The 19,156-nt window shown below is 70.6% G+C and carries 14 protein-coding genes and 3 pseudogenes; 11 read left to right on the forward strand and 6 right to left on the reverse strand.

All coding sequences use genetic code 11. The features are described from left to right. The first annotated feature begins 13 nt into the window (after positions 1–13). Both ABZ622_RS33250 and ABZ622_RS33255 read left to right on the forward strand, forming a co-directional pair. A complete protein-coding gene (locus ABZ622_RS33250) occupies positions 14–658 on the forward strand; it encodes an amino acid ABC transporter permease (RefSeq protein ID WP_360549637.1) in 645 nt (214 codons plus the stop codon). Beyond that, positions 655–1,527, forward strand: coding sequence for an amino acid ABC transporter permease (locus ABZ622_RS33255; protein WP_360549639.1), 873 nt, complete (start codon positions 655–657; stop codon positions 1,525–1,527). Before ABZ622_RS33250 ends, ABZ622_RS33255 begins: the two co-directional genes overlap by 4 nt. A gap of 58 nt (positions 1,528–1,585) precedes the next feature. Here the strand turns inward: ABZ622_RS33255 and ABZ622_RS33260 are convergent. The 3 genes and pseudogenes from ABZ622_RS33260 to ABZ622_RS33270 all read right to left on the reverse strand — a co-directional run. Then, positions 1,586–2,857, reverse strand: a pseudogene (locus ABZ622_RS33260) (CocE/NonD family hydrolase); the annotation flags it as partial. 197 nt (positions 2,858–3,054) lie between these two features. After that, a pseudogene (locus tag ABZ622_RS33265) lies at positions 3,055–3,381 on the reverse strand (acyl esterase); the annotation flags it as partial. Between the two features lie 154 nt (positions 3,382–3,535). Beyond that, positions 3,536–4,747: an Ig-like domain-containing protein gene (locus ABZ622_RS33270; protein WP_360549641.1), complete on the reverse strand. Its 1,212-nt coding sequence runs from the start codon at positions 4,745–4,747 to the stop codon at positions 3,536–3,538. A 366-nt stretch (positions 4,748–5,113) separates the two neighbouring features. Here ABZ622_RS33270 and murJ point away from each other — a divergent pair, with 366 nt between their 5' ends. Next, positions 5,114–6,778 (forward strand): murein biosynthesis integral membrane protein MurJ, encoded by a 1,665-nt coding sequence (gene murJ, locus ABZ622_RS33275; protein WP_360549643.1) that lies wholly within the window; start codon positions 5,114–5,116, stop codon positions 6,776–6,778. 257 nt (positions 6,779–7,035) lie between these two features. Here murJ and rph read toward each other — a convergent pair whose 3' ends face one another. Further along, positions 7,036–9,633 carry a rifamycin-inactivating phosphotransferase gene (rph, locus tag ABZ622_RS33280; RefSeq protein ID WP_360549645.1) on the reverse strand — a complete coding sequence of 866 codons (2,598 nt, stop codon included), beginning with the start codon at positions 9,631–9,633 and terminating at the stop codon, positions 7,036–7,038. Between the two features lie 413 nt (positions 9,634–10,046). On the opposite strand from rph, the gene ABZ622_RS33285 reads away from it, so the two are divergent. The 5 genes and pseudogenes from ABZ622_RS33285 to ABZ622_RS33305 all read left to right on the forward strand — a co-directional run. Beyond that, the gene (locus tag ABZ622_RS33285; protein WP_360549647.1) at positions 10,047–10,616 is read left to right on the forward strand and encodes a dihydrofolate reductase family protein; all 570 of its coding nucleotides are present in this window, start codon (positions 10,047–10,049) and stop codon (positions 10,614–10,616) included. A gap of 8 nt (positions 10,617–10,624) precedes the next feature. Next, positions 10,625–11,566: a GNAT family N-acetyltransferase gene (locus ABZ622_RS33290; protein ID WP_360549649.1), complete on the forward strand. Its 942-nt coding sequence runs from the start codon at positions 10,625–10,627 to the stop codon at positions 11,564–11,566. Positions 11,567–11,817: 251 nt separating this feature from the next. After that, complete coding sequence (locus tag ABZ622_RS33295) at positions 11,818–12,711, forward strand: virginiamycin B lyase (RefSeq protein WP_360549651.1); 894 nt, start codon at positions 11,818–11,820, stop codon at positions 12,709–12,711. Positions 12,712–12,793: 82 nt separating this feature from the next. After that, entirely contained in the window at positions 12,794–13,141 is a 348-nt protein-coding gene (locus ABZ622_RS33300) for a YciI family protein (RefSeq protein WP_360549653.1), read from the forward strand. A 35-nt stretch (positions 13,142–13,176) separates the two neighbouring features. Continuing rightward, a pseudogene (locus ABZ622_RS33305) lies at positions 13,177–13,353 on the forward strand (IS5/IS1182 family transposase); the annotation flags it as partial. A gap of 45 nt (positions 13,354–13,398) precedes the next feature. Here the strand turns inward: ABZ622_RS33305 and imm45 are convergent. Beyond that, positions 13,399–13,788: an Imm45 family immunity protein gene (gene imm45 / locus ABZ622_RS33310; protein ID WP_360549655.1), complete on the reverse strand. Its 390-nt coding sequence runs from the start codon at positions 13,786–13,788 to the stop codon at positions 13,399–13,401. A gap of 14 nt (positions 13,789–13,802) precedes the next feature. Here imm45 and ABZ622_RS33315 point away from each other — a divergent pair, with 14 nt between their 5' ends. The 3 genes from ABZ622_RS33315 (at position 13,803) to ABZ622_RS33325 (ending at position 18,302) form a co-directional block, all read left to right on the forward strand. Then, positions 13,803–15,398, forward strand: coding sequence for an AAA family ATPase (locus ABZ622_RS33315; protein WP_360549657.1), 1,596 nt, complete (start codon positions 13,803–13,805; stop codon positions 15,396–15,398). Between the two features lie 221 nt (positions 15,399–15,619). Further along, positions 15,620–17,428 carry a gamma-glutamyltransferase gene (gene ggt, locus ABZ622_RS33320; protein WP_360549659.1) on the forward strand — a complete coding sequence of 603 codons (1,809 nt, stop codon included), beginning with the start codon at positions 15,620–15,622 and terminating at the stop codon, positions 17,426–17,428. Positions 17,429–17,603: 175 nt separating this feature from the next. Beyond that, positions 17,604–18,302, forward strand: coding sequence for a glycoside hydrolase family 75 protein (locus tag ABZ622_RS33325; protein WP_360549661.1), 699 nt, complete (start codon positions 17,604–17,606; stop codon positions 18,300–18,302). Positions 18,303–18,353: 51 nt separating this feature from the next. Here the strand turns inward: ABZ622_RS33325 and map are convergent, their stop codons facing one another. After that, a complete protein-coding gene (gene map, locus ABZ622_RS33330; RefSeq protein ID WP_360549663.1) occupies positions 18,354–19,121 on the reverse strand; it encodes a type I methionyl aminopeptidase in 768 nt (255 codons plus the stop codon). Between the last annotated feature and the right edge of the window lie 35 nt (positions 19,122–19,156).

A 19,156-nucleotide genomic window follows, 5' to 3' on the forward strand; every position in this document is an offset into this window, starting at 1 on the left:
GCGGGCATCGACCATGGACGTACTCACCGAGAATTTCTCGCTCTACGGCAAGGGCTTCCTGGGCACGGTCGAACTGACCGTCTACTCCTCGGTCCTGGCCCTGGTCCTGGGCTTCTTCATGGCCTCCTGCCGGGTGTCTCCCGTCGGCTCGCTGCGGGTGCTCGGCACGGTCTGGGTGACGGTGCTGCGCAACACCCCGCTGACCCTGCTCTTCTTCGCGGTCCTGCTCGGACTGCCGCGCTTCGGACTGGTCCTGCCCTTCAAGGTCTTCGCGGTCCTCGCGCTCGGCTGCTACACCTCCGCGTTCATCTGCGAGGTGCTGCGCTCGGGCATCAACACCGTGCCGACGGGACAGGGCGAGGCGGCCCGCAGCCTCGGCATGACGTTCGGCCAGACGCTGAACACCGTGGTGCTGCCGCAGGCGTTCCGCTCGGTGATCCCGCCGGTCGGCTCCACGCTCATCGCCCTCGCCAAGAACTCGGCGATCGCCGGGGCGTTCAGCGTCACCGAACTGCTCGGCACCTACAAGACCCTCAACGAGCTGGGCTACAGCATCATCTGGACCTTCATCTGGATCGCCGTCGGCTACCTGATCATCACCCTGTCCATCAGTGCGCTCTTCAACGTGATGGAGAAGCGCTGGGGAGTCGCCCGATGACCACCCGCACCGCACCGTCCGCCACCGCGCTCTACGACATCCCGGGCCCGGCGACCCGCAAACGCCATCTGCTCTACGGGATCGTCTCCACGGCCCTGATCCTCGCCTTGCTCGGCTGGGTCGTCTATCTGCTCTTCGACACCGAACAGTTCACCAGCGCCAAGTGGACACCCTTCGAGTACAAGGGCATTCAGGAACTGCTGCTGCGCGGGCTGGGCAACACCCTCAAGGCGTTCACGTACGCCGCGGTGCTCTCGCTCCTGCTCGGCGCGGTCCTCGCCGTCGGCCGGCTCTCCGACCACCGGGCCGTGCGCTGGATCGCGACGCTGCTGGTGGAGTTCTTCCGGGCCATGCCCGTACTGGTGATGATCTTCTTCATCTTCGTGGCGCTGAAGGTGCAGCCGTTGCCCGCACTGGTCACCGGCCTGACCCTGTACAACGGCTCGGTGCTCGCCGAGGTGTTCCGCACCGGGATCGTCTCGGTGGAGCGCGGCCAGTCGGAGGCCGCGTACGCCCTGGGGCTGCGCAAGACGCAGGTCACCACGTTCGTACTGGCCCCGCAGGCGGTGCGCGCCATGCTGCCCACGATCATCAGCCAGTTGGTCGTGGCGCTGAAGGACACCTCGCTCGGCTATCTGATCACCTACGAGGAATTCCTCCACGCGGGCAAGCTCATCGCATCCAACCTCGACTACGATCTTCCCTTCATCCCCGTGGTGATGGTGATCTCGCCGATCTACATCGGGATGTGCATGCTGCTCTCCTGGTTCGCGACCTGGGTGGCCAAGCGGGAACGGCGCAATCCGAAGATGAAGGCCGTGGAGATCGCACCGGCCGAACCAGGAACGCTGCTGCCGGGAGTGCAGTAGCCGGGTCCGCCACCAGGCGGTCCCTGTGGAGTGATGCCCACCCGGCAGCAGCCGGTGATCACTTCTCGCGCAACGGCACGGACACGTACGACGGGTCCGCCGGGGACGAGGAGAAGGTCAGCTGTGATCCGGTCGGGTTGTGCTCGATGCAGAGCGGATCGACGGTGTCGATCACCAGGGTGAGGCGGTGACCGGCCGGAACGTCGTAGGCGGTGGAGAACAGCTCCAGGTCTGCGGGGAACGGCCGGCCCGGCGTCCGCCCGTGGAAGGTATAGGGGGCGTTGCTGACCAGCTTTCCGAGGCCGAGCGGCCCTTCGTCGTAGAGATACGCGACGAAGGTGCCGCTTTCCTTGTTCGGGGTCACCGTCGTGTGGACCTTCACCGTGCCGCGCACATGCTGAGGTGCCGCGTACTTCCCGGACTGCCAGACGCCCGCGAAGGCGCGGGGGAGCAGCGGGACGGAGGCGATCGGCGGCAGCTTCACGAACTGGTCGAGCGCGTTGGACAGCATGACGATGCCGCCGTTGGCGCCGGAGTCGATGTTCGCGAGGATCCGCCTGGTGCCGTCGAGCCCGATCCGCTCCTCGGCGGCGCCATCCGACTTCCAGTCCGGGTAGCCCTCGTAGCCGCCGTCCGTACGGGACTTGAGCTGGACCGGCGGCTCCTGGCCGATGCCGTTGCGCTCGCCCTTGAGATAGCGGTCGAACCAGCGGTGGGCGTCGGTCCAGGTGTCGTTGGGCAGGCCGAGCAGTCCGGTGGCCTCCGCCGTGGCGTGGTCGCCCGGACGGAACTCCAGACGCTTGGGGCCGCTGAGCTTCTCGTAGAACGAGGCGTACTGGTTGGGCGGGAAGATCGTGTCGCCCCAGGCGTTGCCCATCATGACGGCCGCGCCGTTGGCGTTGATCTCGTCGAGGTACGCGGCGGGGGAGCGCTTCTTCCCCCAGGCGATCATGTCCTCTTCCTTGGCGAGGTCGGAGCCCAGGAAGGCGGTGAGCGTCCGGGTCAGCTCGTCGCTCGGGCGGCCGGTGAGCAGACCGGAGCCGCCGAGGAGGGCGGCGGCCTGGAGGTGCTGGGTGCGGCCGCTGTAGATCGAGTCGATGAGATCGGCCCAGCCGCTGAGCGCGACCACGGCCTTGATCCGCTTGTCGTGCCCGGCCGCGAGGAGGCTGATGCCCGCGCCGTAGGAGACGCCGCCCATGCCGATGCGGTCCGGGTCGGACGGGGTGTTGGCGAGGGCCCAGTCGATGACCGAGGAGACGTCCGCGAGGTCCGGCGGACCCGCGACCTCGATCCTCCCGCCGGAGAGCCAGAAGCCCCGCGAGGTGTAAGACCGACCGGCAATTGGGGGGTGGGAGAAGGAGCGGGGCTGGGTGCGTGCGGCTGCAAGGCGGAGGATTGAGGCAGATGGGGTCTCCCCTGCTCAAGCGCAGTCGAGAGCTCGGGGAAGGAGCCATGGTGATTGACGACAACGCCGCAGACGCGCGTGCCCAGCCCCGCGACGCCGCCCCCCAATTGCCGGTCGGTCTAACTCACCACCACGTAGCCGGAGTCGGCGAGCTGCTGCGCCTGCGCGAAGTACTCGACCTGCGGCAGGCCCCAGCTGGTGGGCAGCACGATCAGCGGGTGCTTCGCGCCCGGCTCGGCTCCGGCCGGCGTGAACACATTGCCCTTGAGGGTGATCCCGCCGGAGCCGGGGATGTCGTGGAACTCCAGGCCCGGCGCGGACGCCGCGACCGGTGCGGCGGGAGTCCGGGCGGCGGCCGCCGGAGCCGCGGCGAGGGCGGCTCCGCCGAAGGGGACGGCGGCGGTTCCGATGGACGCGGTGGTGCGCAGAGCCGGGTACGGACGTCCCACGGGTCACTCCTCACGGGTGCGGGGCAAAGCGACCCGACGGTAACCTCGGCCCCTTACCCGTGGTAACTCATCGGTAAGTTACGTGATGGTAACTATTGCCGGCCAGGGGTGCGGGTGACCCGGCGGCCCGCTCCCCCGTACCCCGCCCCTCCTCCTACAGCGCGCTCTTCGCCTGCCAGTCGGCCCACGCCACGTTCCACGCCCCATACCCGTTGCCCTCCGCCACCGTGCCCTTGGCGTCCGCGCCGGTGATCTCGAACGGGTCGCCGACCCGCACCTGCGCGTACAGCGCGCCGGCGTCGGCATCGCTCATCCCGACACAGCCCGAACTGTGGTTGGCCACCCCGAAGTAGCCCGCGTTCCACGGCGCCGCGTGGGCGTACATCCCGGACCAGGTCAGCCGCATCGACGAGTCGACCATCTTGTCGTAGGCGTCGCCGAGGCCGACCGTCTCGGAGCGCATGTTGATCGTGCCCTCCTTGGACATCAGTACGGCGGTCCCGCGCCAGGACGCCTTCTCGCCGCCCGGGGTGCCGGCCGACATGGGCACGTCCATGACGGTCTTCCCGTCCCGCTTCAGCGCCAGCCGGTGACGGTCGAGGTCGACCTTGACCACCTGGTCGGCGCCGATCGTGAAGGTGGTCCGGTAGTCGCGTACGAACCAGCCGCCGGAGCTGCCCGAGTCGATGCCGTTGAGATCGGCGTCGAGCGTGACCTTCGTACCGGACTTCCAGTACTCCTTGGGCCGCCAGTCGACACGGTCCTTGCCGGAGTAGTCCTGCAGCCAGCCCCAGGAGCCCTCGGTGTTGTTCGAGGTGGAGACCTTCAGGGTCTTCTCGACCGCCGCCCTGTCCTTCACCGGGTTGTCGAAGACGACCGACAGCGGCTGGGCGACGCCGACCGTGGTGTTCTTGCCGGGGGCCAGTGTCAGCTTGTTGACCTTGTCGGCGGCGGCGGTGGTGAATCCCGCCCTGGCGCTGCCGCCCTCGGTGCTCTTCGCCTCGACGCCGTACGTGGTGCCGGGCGCGGCCACCCGGTCCGACGTCCAGGTCCTGCCGTCGGCGGATATCCGGCCGGTGAGCGCCTCGCCCCCGTCCGCGCTCACCGCGACCGTCTTCAGCTTCCCGGTGTCGAGCGTCACCTTCACCGGCGTCCCCGGGGCGGCCTGGCCGCCCCGCAGGTTCACCGAGATTTTGGTTTTCGCCGCTGCGGCCGCGCCGCCCTTGTCCGACTCCGAGTCCGAGGCGGCGGCACCGGAACAGGCGGTGAGCATGACACCGAGCGCCGCGCTACCGGCGACCAGGGTGAGCCGGGCCGGGCGGCCGGGCGGAGCGGTGCGGCGTACGGGCCGGCGTGCAGCGATCAACGGAAATACCTCCAAGGCATTGCTTCTCGCCGAGGGAGAGGCGCACAGCGGGCGACCGGTTCCGCAAAACGGCCGAAAACCGGGAAATGCCCTGTGTGACATGTAACGCAGCACAACGGTCGTCATCCGGTCACATGTGCCACCCGGCTCCGGCCCGGACCGCCGGCGGGCACCCGGGCCGGACGCGGCGCGGGGTAACCTCCACCCCTGACCCCGACGACCCCCCTTCGAGTCCCTCCGCCGGAAGCCCGGCACCGGCGGCCGGGTCGTCGAGACGCGCGGAGAGTGGGAGACATCGGTGGGCGGAGCCGCGAACAACACGCTGTACCAGGGGTACCGGAGGCGCCAGGCACAACCGGCCCGCCGGTGACCGCCACCGAAGCGACCACCACCGAGGTCGCGGACCACAAGCCCCGTTCGGTACTGCGCAACGGCGCCGTCATGGCAGCCGGCTCCATCGTCTCCCGCGCGACCGGCTTCATACGCTCGGCGGTCATCGTCGCCGCGCTCGGCACCGGGCTCCAGGCCGACGGGTACAACGTCGCCAACACCGTGCCCAACATCCTCTACACCCTGCTCATCGGCGGCGCCCTCAACGCCGTCTTCGTCCCCGAACTGGTGCGCGCGGCGAAGAACCACGCCGACGGCGGAGCCGCGTACACCGACCGGCTGCTCACCCTCTGCGCCCTCGGCCTCCTCGCCCTCACCGGCATCACCGTCCTCGCCGCCCCCTGGATCGTCTCGGTCTACGCCCCCGGCTACCACGGCCCACAGGCGGAACTGACCGTCGCCCTGGCCCGCTACTGCCTGCCGCAGATCCTCTTCTACGGACTGTTCACCCTGCTCGGCCAAGTACTGAATGCCCGGGGCCGGTTCGGCGCGATGATGTGGACCCCGGTCCTCAACAACATTGTGATCATCGCCGTGTTCGGGCTCCACCTCAGCATCGCGGCGGGCTCCGACGGCACGCTGACCCAGGCGCAGGCCCGATTGCTCGGCTGGGGCACGACCGCCGGGATCGTCGTCCAGACGCTCGCCCTGGTGCCCGCGCTGCGCGCCGCGAAGTTCCGCTGGCGGCCCCGGTTCGACTGGCGGGGCAGCGGCCTCACCCGCCCGCTGCGCGCGGCCGGCTGGCTGGTCGCCCTCGTGCTGACCAACCAGATCGCCTACTGGGTGGTGACCCGGCTCTCCACCACCGTCGGCCAGCGCGCCGCGGACCTGGACGTGGCGGGCGGCCCCGGCTACACCGCGTACAGCTACGCCTTCCAGCTGTGGGTGGTCCCGCACGGCATCGTGACCGTCTCGCTGGTCACCGCGCTGATGCCCCGGATGAGCCGGGCGGCGGCCGACAACGACCTGTCGGGCCTGCGGAACGACGTCTCGTACGCCCTGCGCACCTCGGCCGCGGTCGTGGTGCCCGCGACGGCCCTGCTGTTCGCGCTGGCACCGTGGGTGATGGGAGCGGTGTACGGGTACGGGCGCACGAACGACGCGGGCATCGCCGTGATGGCGGGCATGATGATGGCGTTCGCGCCCGGACTCGTCGCCTACTCGGGGCAGTACGTGCTCTCCCGGGCGTTCTACGCGATGAGTGACACCCGCACACCGTTCCTCCTCAACCTGGTGATCGCGGCGCTCAACGCCGGACTCTCGGCCGCCGCCTATCTGCTGCTGCCGGTCCGCTGGGCCGTGACGGGAATGGCCGGCGCCTACTCCGTCGCCCTGTTCGCGGGCTTCGCCACCACCGCGTACGTGCTGCACCGCAGGGTCTGCGGCAGCGGCGCGACCGCGACCTCACCGCTGCGCTCGCCCACGCTGTGGGCACAGCTCCGGCTGGTGACCGCGACCGTGCCCGCCGGCACATTGGCGTACTTCGCCGCCAGGGCCTGCGCGGGCCACGGGGACTTCGCGGCGGTGGGCGCGGGCACCCTGGTCCTGCTGCTCACGGTGGCACTGCTGGCGCGGCCGCTCCGACTGCGGGAGATCAGCGCCGTGCTCACGGCGGGCCGAAGGCGGCTGCGGCGGGCCTGAACCCGGGCCGGGGACCCAGCCCGTTGCCCCGCGCGGGTTGCACGGAAGCGGCACGGGGGCCGCGCGGCCCGGGGAAGGCCCAACTCGTCGAGCGGCGCGTCGAAGAGGTCCTCCACGAAGGTCTCCCGCGAGCGGAGCACCTCCTCGATCCGGGGCAGCCGCGCCGCGGCCCGGACACCCGCCGCCGCTGCGGCCCGGACACCCGCCCGCCGTCGCGGCCCGGACACCCGCCGCCTCGCGGTCGGCCGGTGCCGTCGTCAAGGCAGGATCTCGACGTATCCGCCCGTTCCGTGCACACGGATCCGCTGTCCGTCACGGATCAGCCGGGTGGCTTGCTCCACGCCCACGACGGCCGGCAGACCGTACTCCCGGGCGATCACCGCGCCATGGGTCATCAGGCCGCCCACCTCCGTCACCAGGCCCGCGATTCCGACGAACAGCGGTGACCAGCTGGGGTCCGTGAAGGTGGTGACCAGGATGTCGCCCGCTTCGAGGTCGGCGTCCGCCATGTCGAGAACGACGCGGGCCCGTCCCTCGATGGTCCCGGCCGAAACCGGAAGGCCGATCAGGGCGCCGGCCGGCACGCCGTCGCGCCGGTACGTCCCGGTGACGGCCTCACCGTCCGATGTGAGCACCCGGGGCGGGGTGAGCGCGTGGTACGAGCGGAACGCGTCCTTGCGCCGCTGGACGAGCCGGTCGTCCACCCGGTCCGAGCGCACGACGTCGTGGAGTTCCTGGAACGTGAGGTAGAAGATGTCCTCCTCCTCGGGGAGCACGCCGGCCCGCACGAGTCGCCCGGCCTCCTCCAGCAGGGCCCGCTTGTAGATGAAGTAGCGGCTGACGATGCCGTACTTCGGGTACTCCCGGTATCCGATGAAGGTTCTGACCCGGTCGATCATCCGCTTCGTCTCGTCGGCCTTCCGGTCCCCGTCCGGCAGGGCCCGCAGGCGTGACAGCACCTCGTGTTCCTTCTTCCGCGCCGTGTGCAGCCCCTGTTCGAAGCGCCGCTCGGCGGCGCCGGGTCCGAAGTTCCTGACGTTGTCGAGGATCGCGGGCACGAGCGTGGTGGGGCGCTCGCGCCAGCGAGGCCTCGTGATGTCGATCTCGCCGGCGCAGCGCATGCCGTACCGGTGGAGGTAGGCCTCGATGGCGTCACGCGCCTCGGCCCCGCCCGGGAGCTTCGCCAGCTCGTCCAGGAATCCCTCGTCCGGGGCGTCCTGCAGGAACGCCACCACCTCCGGCCGCGGGCGGATCACGTCCGCGACGTCGAGCAGCGCCAGTCCCATCTGCGACGTGACGTTGCCGGGGGCGGACAGTGTCAGCGTGTCAGCCGCGTTCTTCTCACCCAGCCACTCCCACAGCTTGTCGTTGAGCCACCACGTGGCCTCCATCCCCGCCATCACCGCCCGAAGGCTCAGCGGATCGCCGAGGGACCGCTTGTGCTCCTCGAAGGCCTCCAGCAGGAACTCGAACAGCGCCGGTCCGGACTTCGTCCGGATGTCGCGCTCCAGCGCGGCGACGGATGCCCGGCTGCGCTCGATCAGCTCGGTGACGACGGCCGGATCGGTCCCGAGCGGGGCGGACGGGCTGCCGCCCGACGGCCGGCCGGGCCCCGCGTCCGGCAGAGACGGGACGAAATCACCGCGGGCGAGGACGGTCTCCAGCGCGTCCCTGATCAGCGGATCGCCCCTCCCCACGACGTCCAGGAGTCCGGCGCGGCTCGCGGGCGAGGCCAGGCGCCGGGTGGCGTCGACGAACAGCCGCCCGCCCGCCTCGTGCATCGGCGCCATGGCCGTCAGTTGCCACACGGAGATCCCCAGGGGCCTCATGGGGTCGGTCATCATCTGCTGATGCCCCACGGAGAGGTAGACGTGATTCTCCCGGTCACCGCTCTCGGGGACGGGAAACAGTGTGGTGATCGGCCGGCTCTGCACGATCTGGAAGCCATCGTCGGCCAGGCACCACTCGATGTCCTGCGGGCGGCCGAAGTGCGCCTCGATCCGCCGCCCCAGCTCCACGAGCCGCACGGCCTGCGCATCCGTCAGCGCCGGCTGCTCCTGCCGCCGCGGGTCGATCGCCACTTCCCGCGTACCGCCGCCCGGCAGGGCGTGAACGGCACGCTGTTTGGCGGCGATCGCCCTGGCGACGACTTCACCGTCCCGCACCCTGAAGACGTCCGGATTCACCAGGCCGGAGACGAGGGCTTCGCCGAGGCCGAAGCCGGCGTCCACGGTGGCGACCTTCCGGTTGCCCGTGACCGGGTCGGCCGTGAACAGGATGCCGGACGCATACGGGAGGACCATCCGCTGCACGACCACGGCCATGCGGACCGTACGGTGGTCGATGCCGTTGTGCCGCCGGTAGGTCACGGCCCGCTCGGTGAACAGCGAGGCCCAGCACCGGCTGACGTGCCGGAGGACCGCCGCCGGTCCCACGACGTTCAGATACGTGTCCTGCTGACCGGCGAAGGAGGCCGTCGGCAGGTCCTCCGCCGTGGCACTGGACCGGACGGCGCAGGCGACCTGCTCGCCGAGCCCGGCGAGCGCGCGGGTGATCGCCGCCGCGAGATCACCCGGGACGACGATCCCTTCGATGATCCGGCGGATCTCCGCACTGAGCGTGCGGACCGCCTCCCGGTCGTCCGGGCCCAGCCGCGACAGCCGATCGAGCCGCTCGTCGATCGACGGCGCCTGCGTCATGATCCGCCGGAAGGCGTCCGTCGTCACGCAGAAGCCGCCCGGCACACGGATGCCCTCGATCCGCGACAGCCCGCCCAGCTGCGCGCCCTTGCCGCCGACGACCGCGATCCGCGTCCCGTCGGTCTCTTGAAGATCCAACACGTACTGCTCGCTCATCGTTCTGCCTCCGAGGCAGTCGTGTCCCACCGAATTTCCGCAGGTTGCGGCACCGGCCGACGATTCTGCGCCGTGACCCGGGCCTTGCGGCAAGCCCCCCGGCGCGCTATACGTTGAAAGTGGCAGGGAGAGAGTTTCTCCCTGCCTTTGTCTTTGCCGCGGGTGCCATGGGTGCCGCGGCTTCTCCTCGATCAGCCGCGGGCGCCGAGGTTTCCCCTCGATCAGCCGCGGGTGCCGAGGTTTCCCCTCGATCGCGCGCCGCCCGACCGCCGCCGTCGAACGTCTGCCGATGCCGCCCCGGGCGAGCCCCGGTCGTGACCGGTCACATTACGTCGGGTCGACCGATGCCCACCCGATGCCCGCTGCCTAGTGTCGTGTTGTCCCTGGCAGCCACGGATCGAAAGCGGCCCCGCATGCGTCGGCTCACCTACTTCATCGGCTGCAGTGTCGACGGATTCATCGCCGGTCCGGACGGACAGCACGACTCCACCGGATTCGACGGTGACCTGAAGGCCGCGATTCTCGCCGAGCACCCCGAGACCGTCCCGGACCACGTCCGCCGATTCCTCGGTGTCGCCGGCACGCCCAACAAGAAGTTCGACACAGTCGTCATGGGGCGCGGAGCCTACGAGGCGGCACGAGCGAGCGGCACGACCAGCCCGTATCCCCACCTGCGGCAGTACGTGTTCTCCTCGGCCCTGTTGTCCGCCGACCCCGAGATCGCTGTCGTGGCCGGCGACCCCGTGGGGTTCGTCCGCGCGCTGAAGCGAGCACCGGGCATGGGCATCTGGCTCTGCGGCGGCGCCGTGCTGGCCGGTCAACTGCTGGGGGAGATCGACGAGTTGGTCGTGCACCGCTACCCGGTGGTGTTCGGCGACGGCATCCCCCTGTTCCACACCTCGTTCGCCCCTTCCCACTTCACCCTGACCGCATCCCGCGTCTTCACCACCGGGACGACGGTCACCACGTACGCCAAGCAGTAGGAGAAAACGTGTTGTTTCGCCCCACGACCGAGGCCGATCTGGCGCGCGTCGTAGCAGTGATCGTGGACGAGCCGGTGGGCTGGATCGACGCCGACCGCTACCAGGACGAGTTGCGACAGGGGATGTACCGGCCCGAGTGGACCTGGATCGCCGAGGACGACGGGCGGGTGGTGGCGCGAGCCCTTTGGTGGGGGCAGGCGGACAGCGCTCACCCCGTCGCCCTGGACTGCCTGTACGTCGATCCCGCACTCGCCGGCCGGGCGGAGGTCGCGGCAGGGCTGCTGGCCGCCGGTCTGCGGGCGTTCGCCGCTCAGGGGGCGCCCAAGCCCCCGCTGTACAACCTGACGCTGCCCGTGGGCTGGCGTGACGACCCTGCCGCTGCGGCGGCCGTCGAATGGCGGGGCCGGGCCGCGGTACGGGCCGGGCTCACGCGGGAAGTGGAGCGGCTGCGCCTGGAGTGGACGCCGGATTGCGGTCTCCCTCGGGCAGGGGGAAAGCTGACCTTCGCTCCGGGGCCGGACGAGGAGTTCCTCCGGCTGTTCCGGCGGATAGCCGTCGGCAGCCTGGACGACGAGACCCGCCGAAGCCTGGAGGCCAAGGGTGCCGAAGCCACCGCTCGGGCCGAGATGGACTTCTACCTCGGCTGTCCCGGCCGGCGTGACTGGTGGCGGCTGGCGTACGCCCCCGACGGGGAGGTCGTCGGGCTCGCCCTCCCGTCCGCGACGCCGTACGCCCGTAACGTCGGCTACCTGGGTGTCGTACCCGAATTCCGCGGTCATGGGTACGTGGACGAACTGCTCGCCGAGATCACCCGCATCCACGTGGACGCGGGCACCGAGCTGATCACCGCCACCACGGACACCGGCAACGCGCCGATGGCCGCGGCCTTCGGCCGCGCCGGCTACCGGATCTCGCAGATCCGCCTGATCTATTCAGCTCCCGCGGTATGAGGATCACCGGCTTCAACCGATGAAGGGCGTTGCGTTGTCACCGGATCCGAACACCGGGCACCCGCTGCCTGCGCAGGAGCGTGTGGGGTTCCCGGACCGACGGTGACATCGGAGATCGGGACGGGCGCCAACAGACGTGACAGAAAAGGCAGTTGATCGACAATCGCACGGGCGAGGAGCTGCCGGACGTGAGCCGCGCGTGCGGCGTCAAGTCGACCACCGTGCGACACAGGAAGAGAGGGAGAGCCTGAATGGCTGTGTTCATCGAGGAGTTCGCCGTGGCCGAGGCCGGCAGTGGACCGTACTCGCTCACCGGCGGCCCGGACGGGGCGCTGTGGTTCACCATGGTCCGGGGCGGAGCCATCGGGCGGCTGGTACCCGGAGGTGAGCTGTCGACCCACCGGCTCGACCCGGAGTGCGGGCCGACGGTCATCGCAGCCGGGCCGGACGACGCCCTGTGGTTCACCGAGTACCGGGCGCACCGCATCGGCCGGATCGCTCTCGACGGCGCGGTCACGGAGTTCGCGTTGCCCACGGCGGAGTGCGGGCCGTTCGGGATCGCCGCCGGGCCGGACGGGGCACTGTGGTTCACCGAGACCGCCGCCGACCGGATCGGCCGGATCACCACCGACGGCCGTGTCAGCGAGTTTCCGCTGCCGGTCGCCGGGGCCTTCCCGTCCGCGATCACCGCGGGCCCGGACGGCGGGATGTGGTTCACCATGAACCAGGCCGACGGGATCGGGCGGATCGGCATGGACGGAACCGTCACCCTGCACACCCTGCCGACCGACTCCGCCGCCCCGGTGGGCATCGCGGCGGGCAACGACGGGGCGCTCTGGTTCGTCGAGATCGGCGCCGGGCAGATCGGGCGCATCACCCCCGACGGCCGGATCACCGAGTTCCCACTGCCCGACCGTACGTCCCGGCCGCATGCCATCGCCCCCGACAGCACCGGGACGCTGTGGTTCACCGAGTGGGCCGCCAACCGCGTCGGCTCCATCACCCCCGACGGGGCGGTCACCGTGCACGACCTGCCGACCGCCGGCTCGGAACCTCACGGCATCTGCGCCGGACCGGACGGCGCCGTATGGGCGGCACTGGAGATCGGCGCGCTCACTCGCATCACCCGAGGTCCGGACGCCTGACCCGGTCCGGGCGGGCACACCCTGCCCGGAAGAACCGGGCGACAGCACCTGCGGACGAAACACAGAACGAGGAGAGAACCCCATGAAATACGCACTCGTGATCTTCGAGACGGACGAGTCGCGCGACAGGATCCAGGCCGACCGGGACACCCACCGAGCGGCCTACGAAAGCTGGATCGGCCGGATCGCGGCGGCGGGAAAACTGATCGGTGGCGATGCCCTGGACACCGAGCAGGTGGCCGCGGTGACCGTGCGCAAGGCCGCCGACGGGGCGCCCACCGTGACCGGAGGGCCGGCGCACCCCGGCGAGGAGACCCTCGGTGGTTGGTTCGTGATCGACGTCGCCGACCGTGAGGAGGCCGTGGAACTGGCCAAGGCCCTCCGCACCTCCGAGACGGTCGAAATCCGGCCGCTGCTCGAATCGGCCTGAGACCTCGTCCCATCCGGCTCGACGAGCGGTCGCTCGTGGTGGGGACCGTTGAACGGCTGGTACCGGACGGGCTGTGGGACCTGTGCCGGCGGGTCGTGCCGGAAGCGCCGACGCGGCCCCAGGGCGGCGGGCGGCGCCGGCACGGCGACCGCGAGGTGCCGGCGGCCGTCGTGTTCGTGGCGACATCGCGACGAACCCGGCACCGGCTGCCCGTTCCGTGGCCAGGGCCTGCCCGCCCCTGCGCCGCCGGACGGGCGCTATCCGTGCTGTTGCGACGGCGAGTAGTTGGTGCGGACCAGAATCTTCTCGGGGTCCGTCTCCACGTACACCCTCGCCGTCCAGTTGTCGCGCAGCCACGCTGCCGACAGGGCCCATGGCCGCTCCGCCACGAACGCCTCGTCCGGCAGGGACACCACCCACAGCCCGGCCTTGTAGCCGGTGGTCACGATGAGACCCATCCGGCCGTCCGGACCCGGTGGCAGCTCCGCGAGCATGAACTCGACGGTCTCCTCGTACGGCCACCGGGCCGGGAGCCGGCAGACAGCCCCGCGAGAAATCTCCTCCGGGTGTTCACTCAGCAGGATCCACTTCGTGACCGGGATGCTGTCGGGCCTTTTCTGGCCAGGTCTTTTCAGTAACTTGTCCACGTACAGTGACGATCATGATGCCCGGTCGCGGTCGCGGCCGGGGCCGGGGGCTGGGGGAACGCGTGGTGCAGGGACGTGCGGAAGAGCAGTGCCGGATCCGTCGGATGCTCGACGACGCCCATCGCGGGGAGAGCAACTGCCTGCTCCTGCACGGAGAGGCCGGCATCGGCAAGACCACCCTCCTGGAGTACGCGGTCGCCCATGCCGAAGGCGTGAGTGTGCTGCGGGTCGAGGGCATCGAGTCGGAGATGGAGCTGGCCTTCGGCGGGCTCCATCAGCTTCTTCTGCCGGTGCTGGAACGGCTCGACCTGCTGCCGCCACCGCAGGCCGGAGCCCTGCGGGCGGTCTTCGGCCTGAGCGACGAGACCGTGCGGGACCGTCTCACCATCGGGCTCGCGACGCTGTCGCTGCTCTCCGAAGCGGGCGCCGGAAAGCCCCTGTTGTGCGTGGTCGACGACTTGCAGTGGCTCGACCGGCCGTCCGTGGACGCGCTGGTCTTCGCCGCCCGGCGGCTGCGGGCCGAAGGCGTCGTCATGCTCTTCGCCACTCGCGAGACCTCCTCCGTGAGCGGAGCGAAGGCCCTGCCCCACGTGCCCGTCACCGGCGTCGACCGGCAGTCGGCGTCGTCGATGCTGCCCGGCCTCGCACCCCCGGTATCCGAGTGGATCATCGATCAGGCCCAGGGCAACCCACTGCTGGCGCTGGGCCGGCACGACGACTCACACGCCCACGCCGCCGAAGCACTCCGGCTCGCGGAGGCCTACGACCTGGACCACCGGGCCGCCCACCTGCGTGCCCTGCTCGCGGTGCTCGCGGCCGCCCGCGGGGAGGAGGAACACGCCCGCGAACTGGCCGGCCTGGCAATGGAATACACCCGCCCCCGCGACGTCGGACGGGGCACGGCGGACGCCCTGTGGGCGCTGGGGCTGCTCGACCTCGGCCTCGGACGGGCTCAGGACGCGCTGGCACACCTGGAGGCGGCCCGGCACGCGGTGGGGCACCCCCTCCTGACCCGGCACCTGATGCCCGATCTGATCGAGGCCGCCGTTCGCGCGGGCCATCCGGAGCGGGCGAGGGAACCCGCGAAACAGCTCATGAGCTGGGCGGACGACCTCCAGCAACCCCACTTCATGGCGCAGGCCCACCGCTGCGCCGCCCTGACCGGTCCGGACGCCTCGGCCGAGAAGTACTACGCATCGGCACTCGATCTGCACGACGGGGGCTGTGACTTCGAGCGGGCCCGCACCGAACTGCTCTACGGCGAGTGGCTGCGCCGGGGCCGCCGCAAGCTCGACGCCCGCGACCATCTGCGGACCGCGAGGGAGCTCTTCGACAAGCTGGGCGCACAGCCGTGGGCCCGCCGGGCGGCCACGGAGCTACAGGCCGCCGGTGAGACCTCCCACCCGGCCGATGCCGTCGACTCACCCATCGGCCGCCTGAGTTCGCAGGAGCGCGAGGTCGTCCGACTCGCGGCCACCGGTGCCACCAACCGTGAGATCGCCACCCGACTGTTCCTGAGCCCGCGCACCGTGGGACACCACCTCTACCGCGCGTTTCCCAAGCTGGGCATCAGCTCACGAACAGAGCTCGCCGACCTGCTCGCCTCCTGACGGCAAGTCCCTGAGCACGGGCGATGCGGCCCGGCGGGGGCTGACGCCGGCGGCTGTCACATCCGGCACGGCATCGCGTACGGCGTCAGTCACGGGTGGGTATGTCGGCGGGCATGCCGGTGGGTATGTCGGTGGGCATTCGGCCTCGGCCTCACGGCGGACCTGACGGGGTGGGCGGCGCGGCGTTACTCTGCGCTGACGATCCAGCACTGGAGGTGCGCATGAGACGTTCCGTTGCGCGGAATGTGTCGTTGTCGGCTGTTCTCGCCGCTGTCGTCACCATCGGGGCGGCGGCCCCGTCCTCGTCCGCGCCACCGTCGGCGCAACCGCCCAAGTCGCCCGTCGCGGTGGGCTACGGAGGGGCGGTCGCCAGTGTCGACGCGGACGCCTCGGCCGCCGGTATCGAGGTGCTCCGCAAGGGCGGCAACGCGGTGGACGCCGCGGTGGCGACCGCGGCGGCGCTCGGTGTGACCGAGCCCTACTCGGCGGGCCTGGGCGGGGGCGGCTACTTCGTCTACTACGACGCCAAGAGACACACCGTGGAGACGATCGACGGCCGGGAGACCGCGCCGCGCAGCGCGGACTCCTCGCTGTTCCTGGAGAACGGCAGACCGCTAGCCTTCGACGAGGCCGTCACCAGCGGACTGGCCGTGGGCACCCCGGGCACCCCGGCCACCTGGGACACCGCGCTCGACACCTGGGGCAGCAAGTCGCTGCGGCAGGTACTGAAGCCGGCCGAGCGGCTCGCCAAGGACGGGTTCGTCGTCGACAGTACGTTCCGTTCGCAGACCGAGGGCAACCAGGCCAGGTTCGCCGACTTCCCGGCGACCCGGAAGCTGTTCCTGCCGGGCGGCCGACTCCCGGTGGTCGGCTCGGTGTTCAAGAACCCCGACCTGGCGCGCACCTACGAACAGGTGGGCCGCAGGGGCGTCGACGAGCTGTACCGGGGCGAGCTGGCCGCCGACGTCGTACGGACGGTCCGCAACCCGCCCGTCGACCCGAAGTCCACCCGGGTGGTGCGGCCCGGTGACCTCACCGCGAAGGACCTGCGGTCCTACCGGGCGCTGCGGCAGGCACCGACGAGGACCGGCTACCGAGGCCTCGACGTGTACGGCATGGCCCCCTCCTCGTCCGGCGGCACCAGCATCGGCGAGGCGCTCAACATCCTTGAGTCCACGGACCTTTCGAAGGCGGACGAGGCTCGGTACCTGCACCGCTACATCGAGGCGAGCCGGATCGCCTTCGCGGACCGCGGGCGCTGGGTGGGCGACCCGGCGTTCGAGGACGTGCCGACGCGGGAACTGCTCGACCAGCGGTTCGCCGACGCGCGGGAGTGCCTGATCAAGGACGACGCGGTGCTGACCAGCCCGCTCGCGCCGGGCGACCCGAGGCACCCGGCCGACTGCCGCGCCGGTGGAACGGCTGCCCCGACGACGTACGAGGGGGAGAACACCACCCATCTGACCGCGGCCGACAAGTGGGGCAATGTCGTCGCGTACACCCTGACGATCGAGCAGACCGGTGGCAGTGGGATCACCGTGCCGGGGCGTGGCTTCCTGCTCAACAACGAGCTGACGGACTTCTCGTTCGCGCCGGCCAACCCCGCCGTCCACGACCCGAATCTGCCCGGTCCGGGCAAGCGCCCGCGCTCGTCCATCTCGCCGACGATCGTGCTGAAGCACGGCGAGCCGGTGCTGGCGCTGGGGTCGCCCGGTGGTGCCACGATCATCACGACCGTCCTCCAGTCGCTCATCGGCACCGTCGACCGGGGGCTCCCGCTGGTCGATGCCATCGCGGCACCACGCGCCAGCCAGCGCAACTCCCCGACGACGGAGATCGAACCGGGGTTGTGGAACAGTCCGGTCCGGGCGGAACTGGAGTCGCTGGGACACGTCTTCAAGCTCAACCCGGAGATCGGGGCGGCGACGGGTGTGCAGCGGCTGCCGGACGGACGGTGGCTGGCAGCCGCGGAGAAGGTGCGCCGGGGCGGCGGCTCGGCAATGGTCGTGCGGCCGGGCGGACGCCCGTGACGGTGGGCGCGGCCGACACTCATATGTGGTGACGAAGCGTCAATAGTGTTCTGTGCGGGGCTGGTTCCTGGTGAGGATTCACCAGGAACCAGCCCCGCGGTCTTGACGGAGGCATCCGCCCGGGGCCATGTTGTGCGCGTCGGTAAGGAAAGTTTCCTAATGGAAGGGCCCCACTGTGCGTACCCGAACGCTCGCCCTCGCCGCCGCCTCCGGCGCCGCCCTGCTCGCGACCGTCACCCTGAGCCCGGCCGCCCACGCCGGTCCGGCTCAGGGCGCGGACCTCAAGGAGGGGTCCGTCAGCGCGGCCGATCTGCTGGCCAAGGTCACTTCGTGTTCGCAGATATCCAACGGCAAGTACCGTACGGACGAGGAGACTTCAGCGACCATTCCGGTCTGCGGCAAGAACGGAGCCGTGTTCTGGAAGGCCGACATGGACGTCGACTGCGACGGCGAGATCACCGCCGCCTGCAACGAGGACACCGACCCCTGGTTCCAGAACGGGACGGCCTTCGAGACCTCCGCCGGAAAGCCGCTGAACGCCGAGAAGCTGCCGTACGTCGTCGTGCCGAGCACCAGCAGCATCTGGAACTACAGCGATGCGGGGATCAAGGGCGGTGGTGTCGTCGCCGCCATCTACAACAACAAGGTCGAGTACGCGGTCGTCGGTGACACCGGCCCCAACAAGATCATCGGCGAGGCCTCGTACGCCACGGCCAAGGCCCTGGGCATCGACCCGGACCCGGAGACCGGCGGCGCGGAATCCGGCGTCACCTACATCCTGTTCAAGAACTCCAAGGTGTCACCGATCGAGAGCCACAGCGCCGCCGCCACCGCGGGCGACGCCCTCGCCAAGCAGTTCGTCCAGAACAACTAACAGCCGGTTCCGGGCGGTCGGCGGTTTCGCCGGTCCGCCGCGGGCGGGCGGTCACAACGCGGTCAGGATGCGCGGGCCGTCGTCGGTGATCGCCACGGTGTGCTCGGCGTGCGCGGCCCGGCTGCCGTCGGACGTACGCAGCGTCCAGCCGTCCTGGTCCGGGTAGAAGTCGTCCTTGCCGCTGCCGATCAGCATCGGCTCGATCGCCAGCACCATCCCGTGCCGCAACAGCATGCCGCGACCCGGTCGTCCCTCGTTGGGGACGGCCGGGTCCTCGTGCATCGACCGGCCGATGCCATGCCCCCCGAACCCCTCCGGGATGCCGTATCCCGCGCCGCGGCAGACCGTGCCGATCGCATGCGCTATGTCGCCGATCCGATTGCCGACGACCGCCGCCGCGATGCCCGCCTCCAGCGCCGCGAAGGCCGTCTCGACGAGCCGGGTGTCGTCGGGCCGGGCGCGCCCGACCGTGAAACTGATCGCCGAGTCACCGGCCCAGCCGCCCAGTGTGGCGCCCGCGTCGATGCTGACCAGATCGCCGTCGCGCAGCCGCTGGTCGGTCGGGATGCCGTGCACGATCGCGTCGTTGACCGACGCGCAGATCACGGCGGGGAAGGGGGTGGGCGCGAAATGCGGCCGGTAGTTCAGGAACGGCGACCCGGCGCCCGCGTCGCGCAGTACGCCGCGGGCCACCTCGTCCAGCTCGCGCAGGGGGACGCCGACCGCGGCCGCTTCCCGTGCGGCGGTCAGGAGCTGCGCCACGACTCGGCCGGTCTCGCGCATGGCTTCGATGGATGTGTCTGTCTTGAGCTTCACCATGCCAATTACTATACCGGTCTCGGCGGTATTAGAAT

It is taken from the genome of Streptomyces sp. NPDC007164, from assembly GCF_040634135.1.
GTDB lineage: Bacteria > Actinomycetota > Actinomycetes > Streptomycetales > Streptomycetaceae > Streptomyces > Streptomyces sanglieri.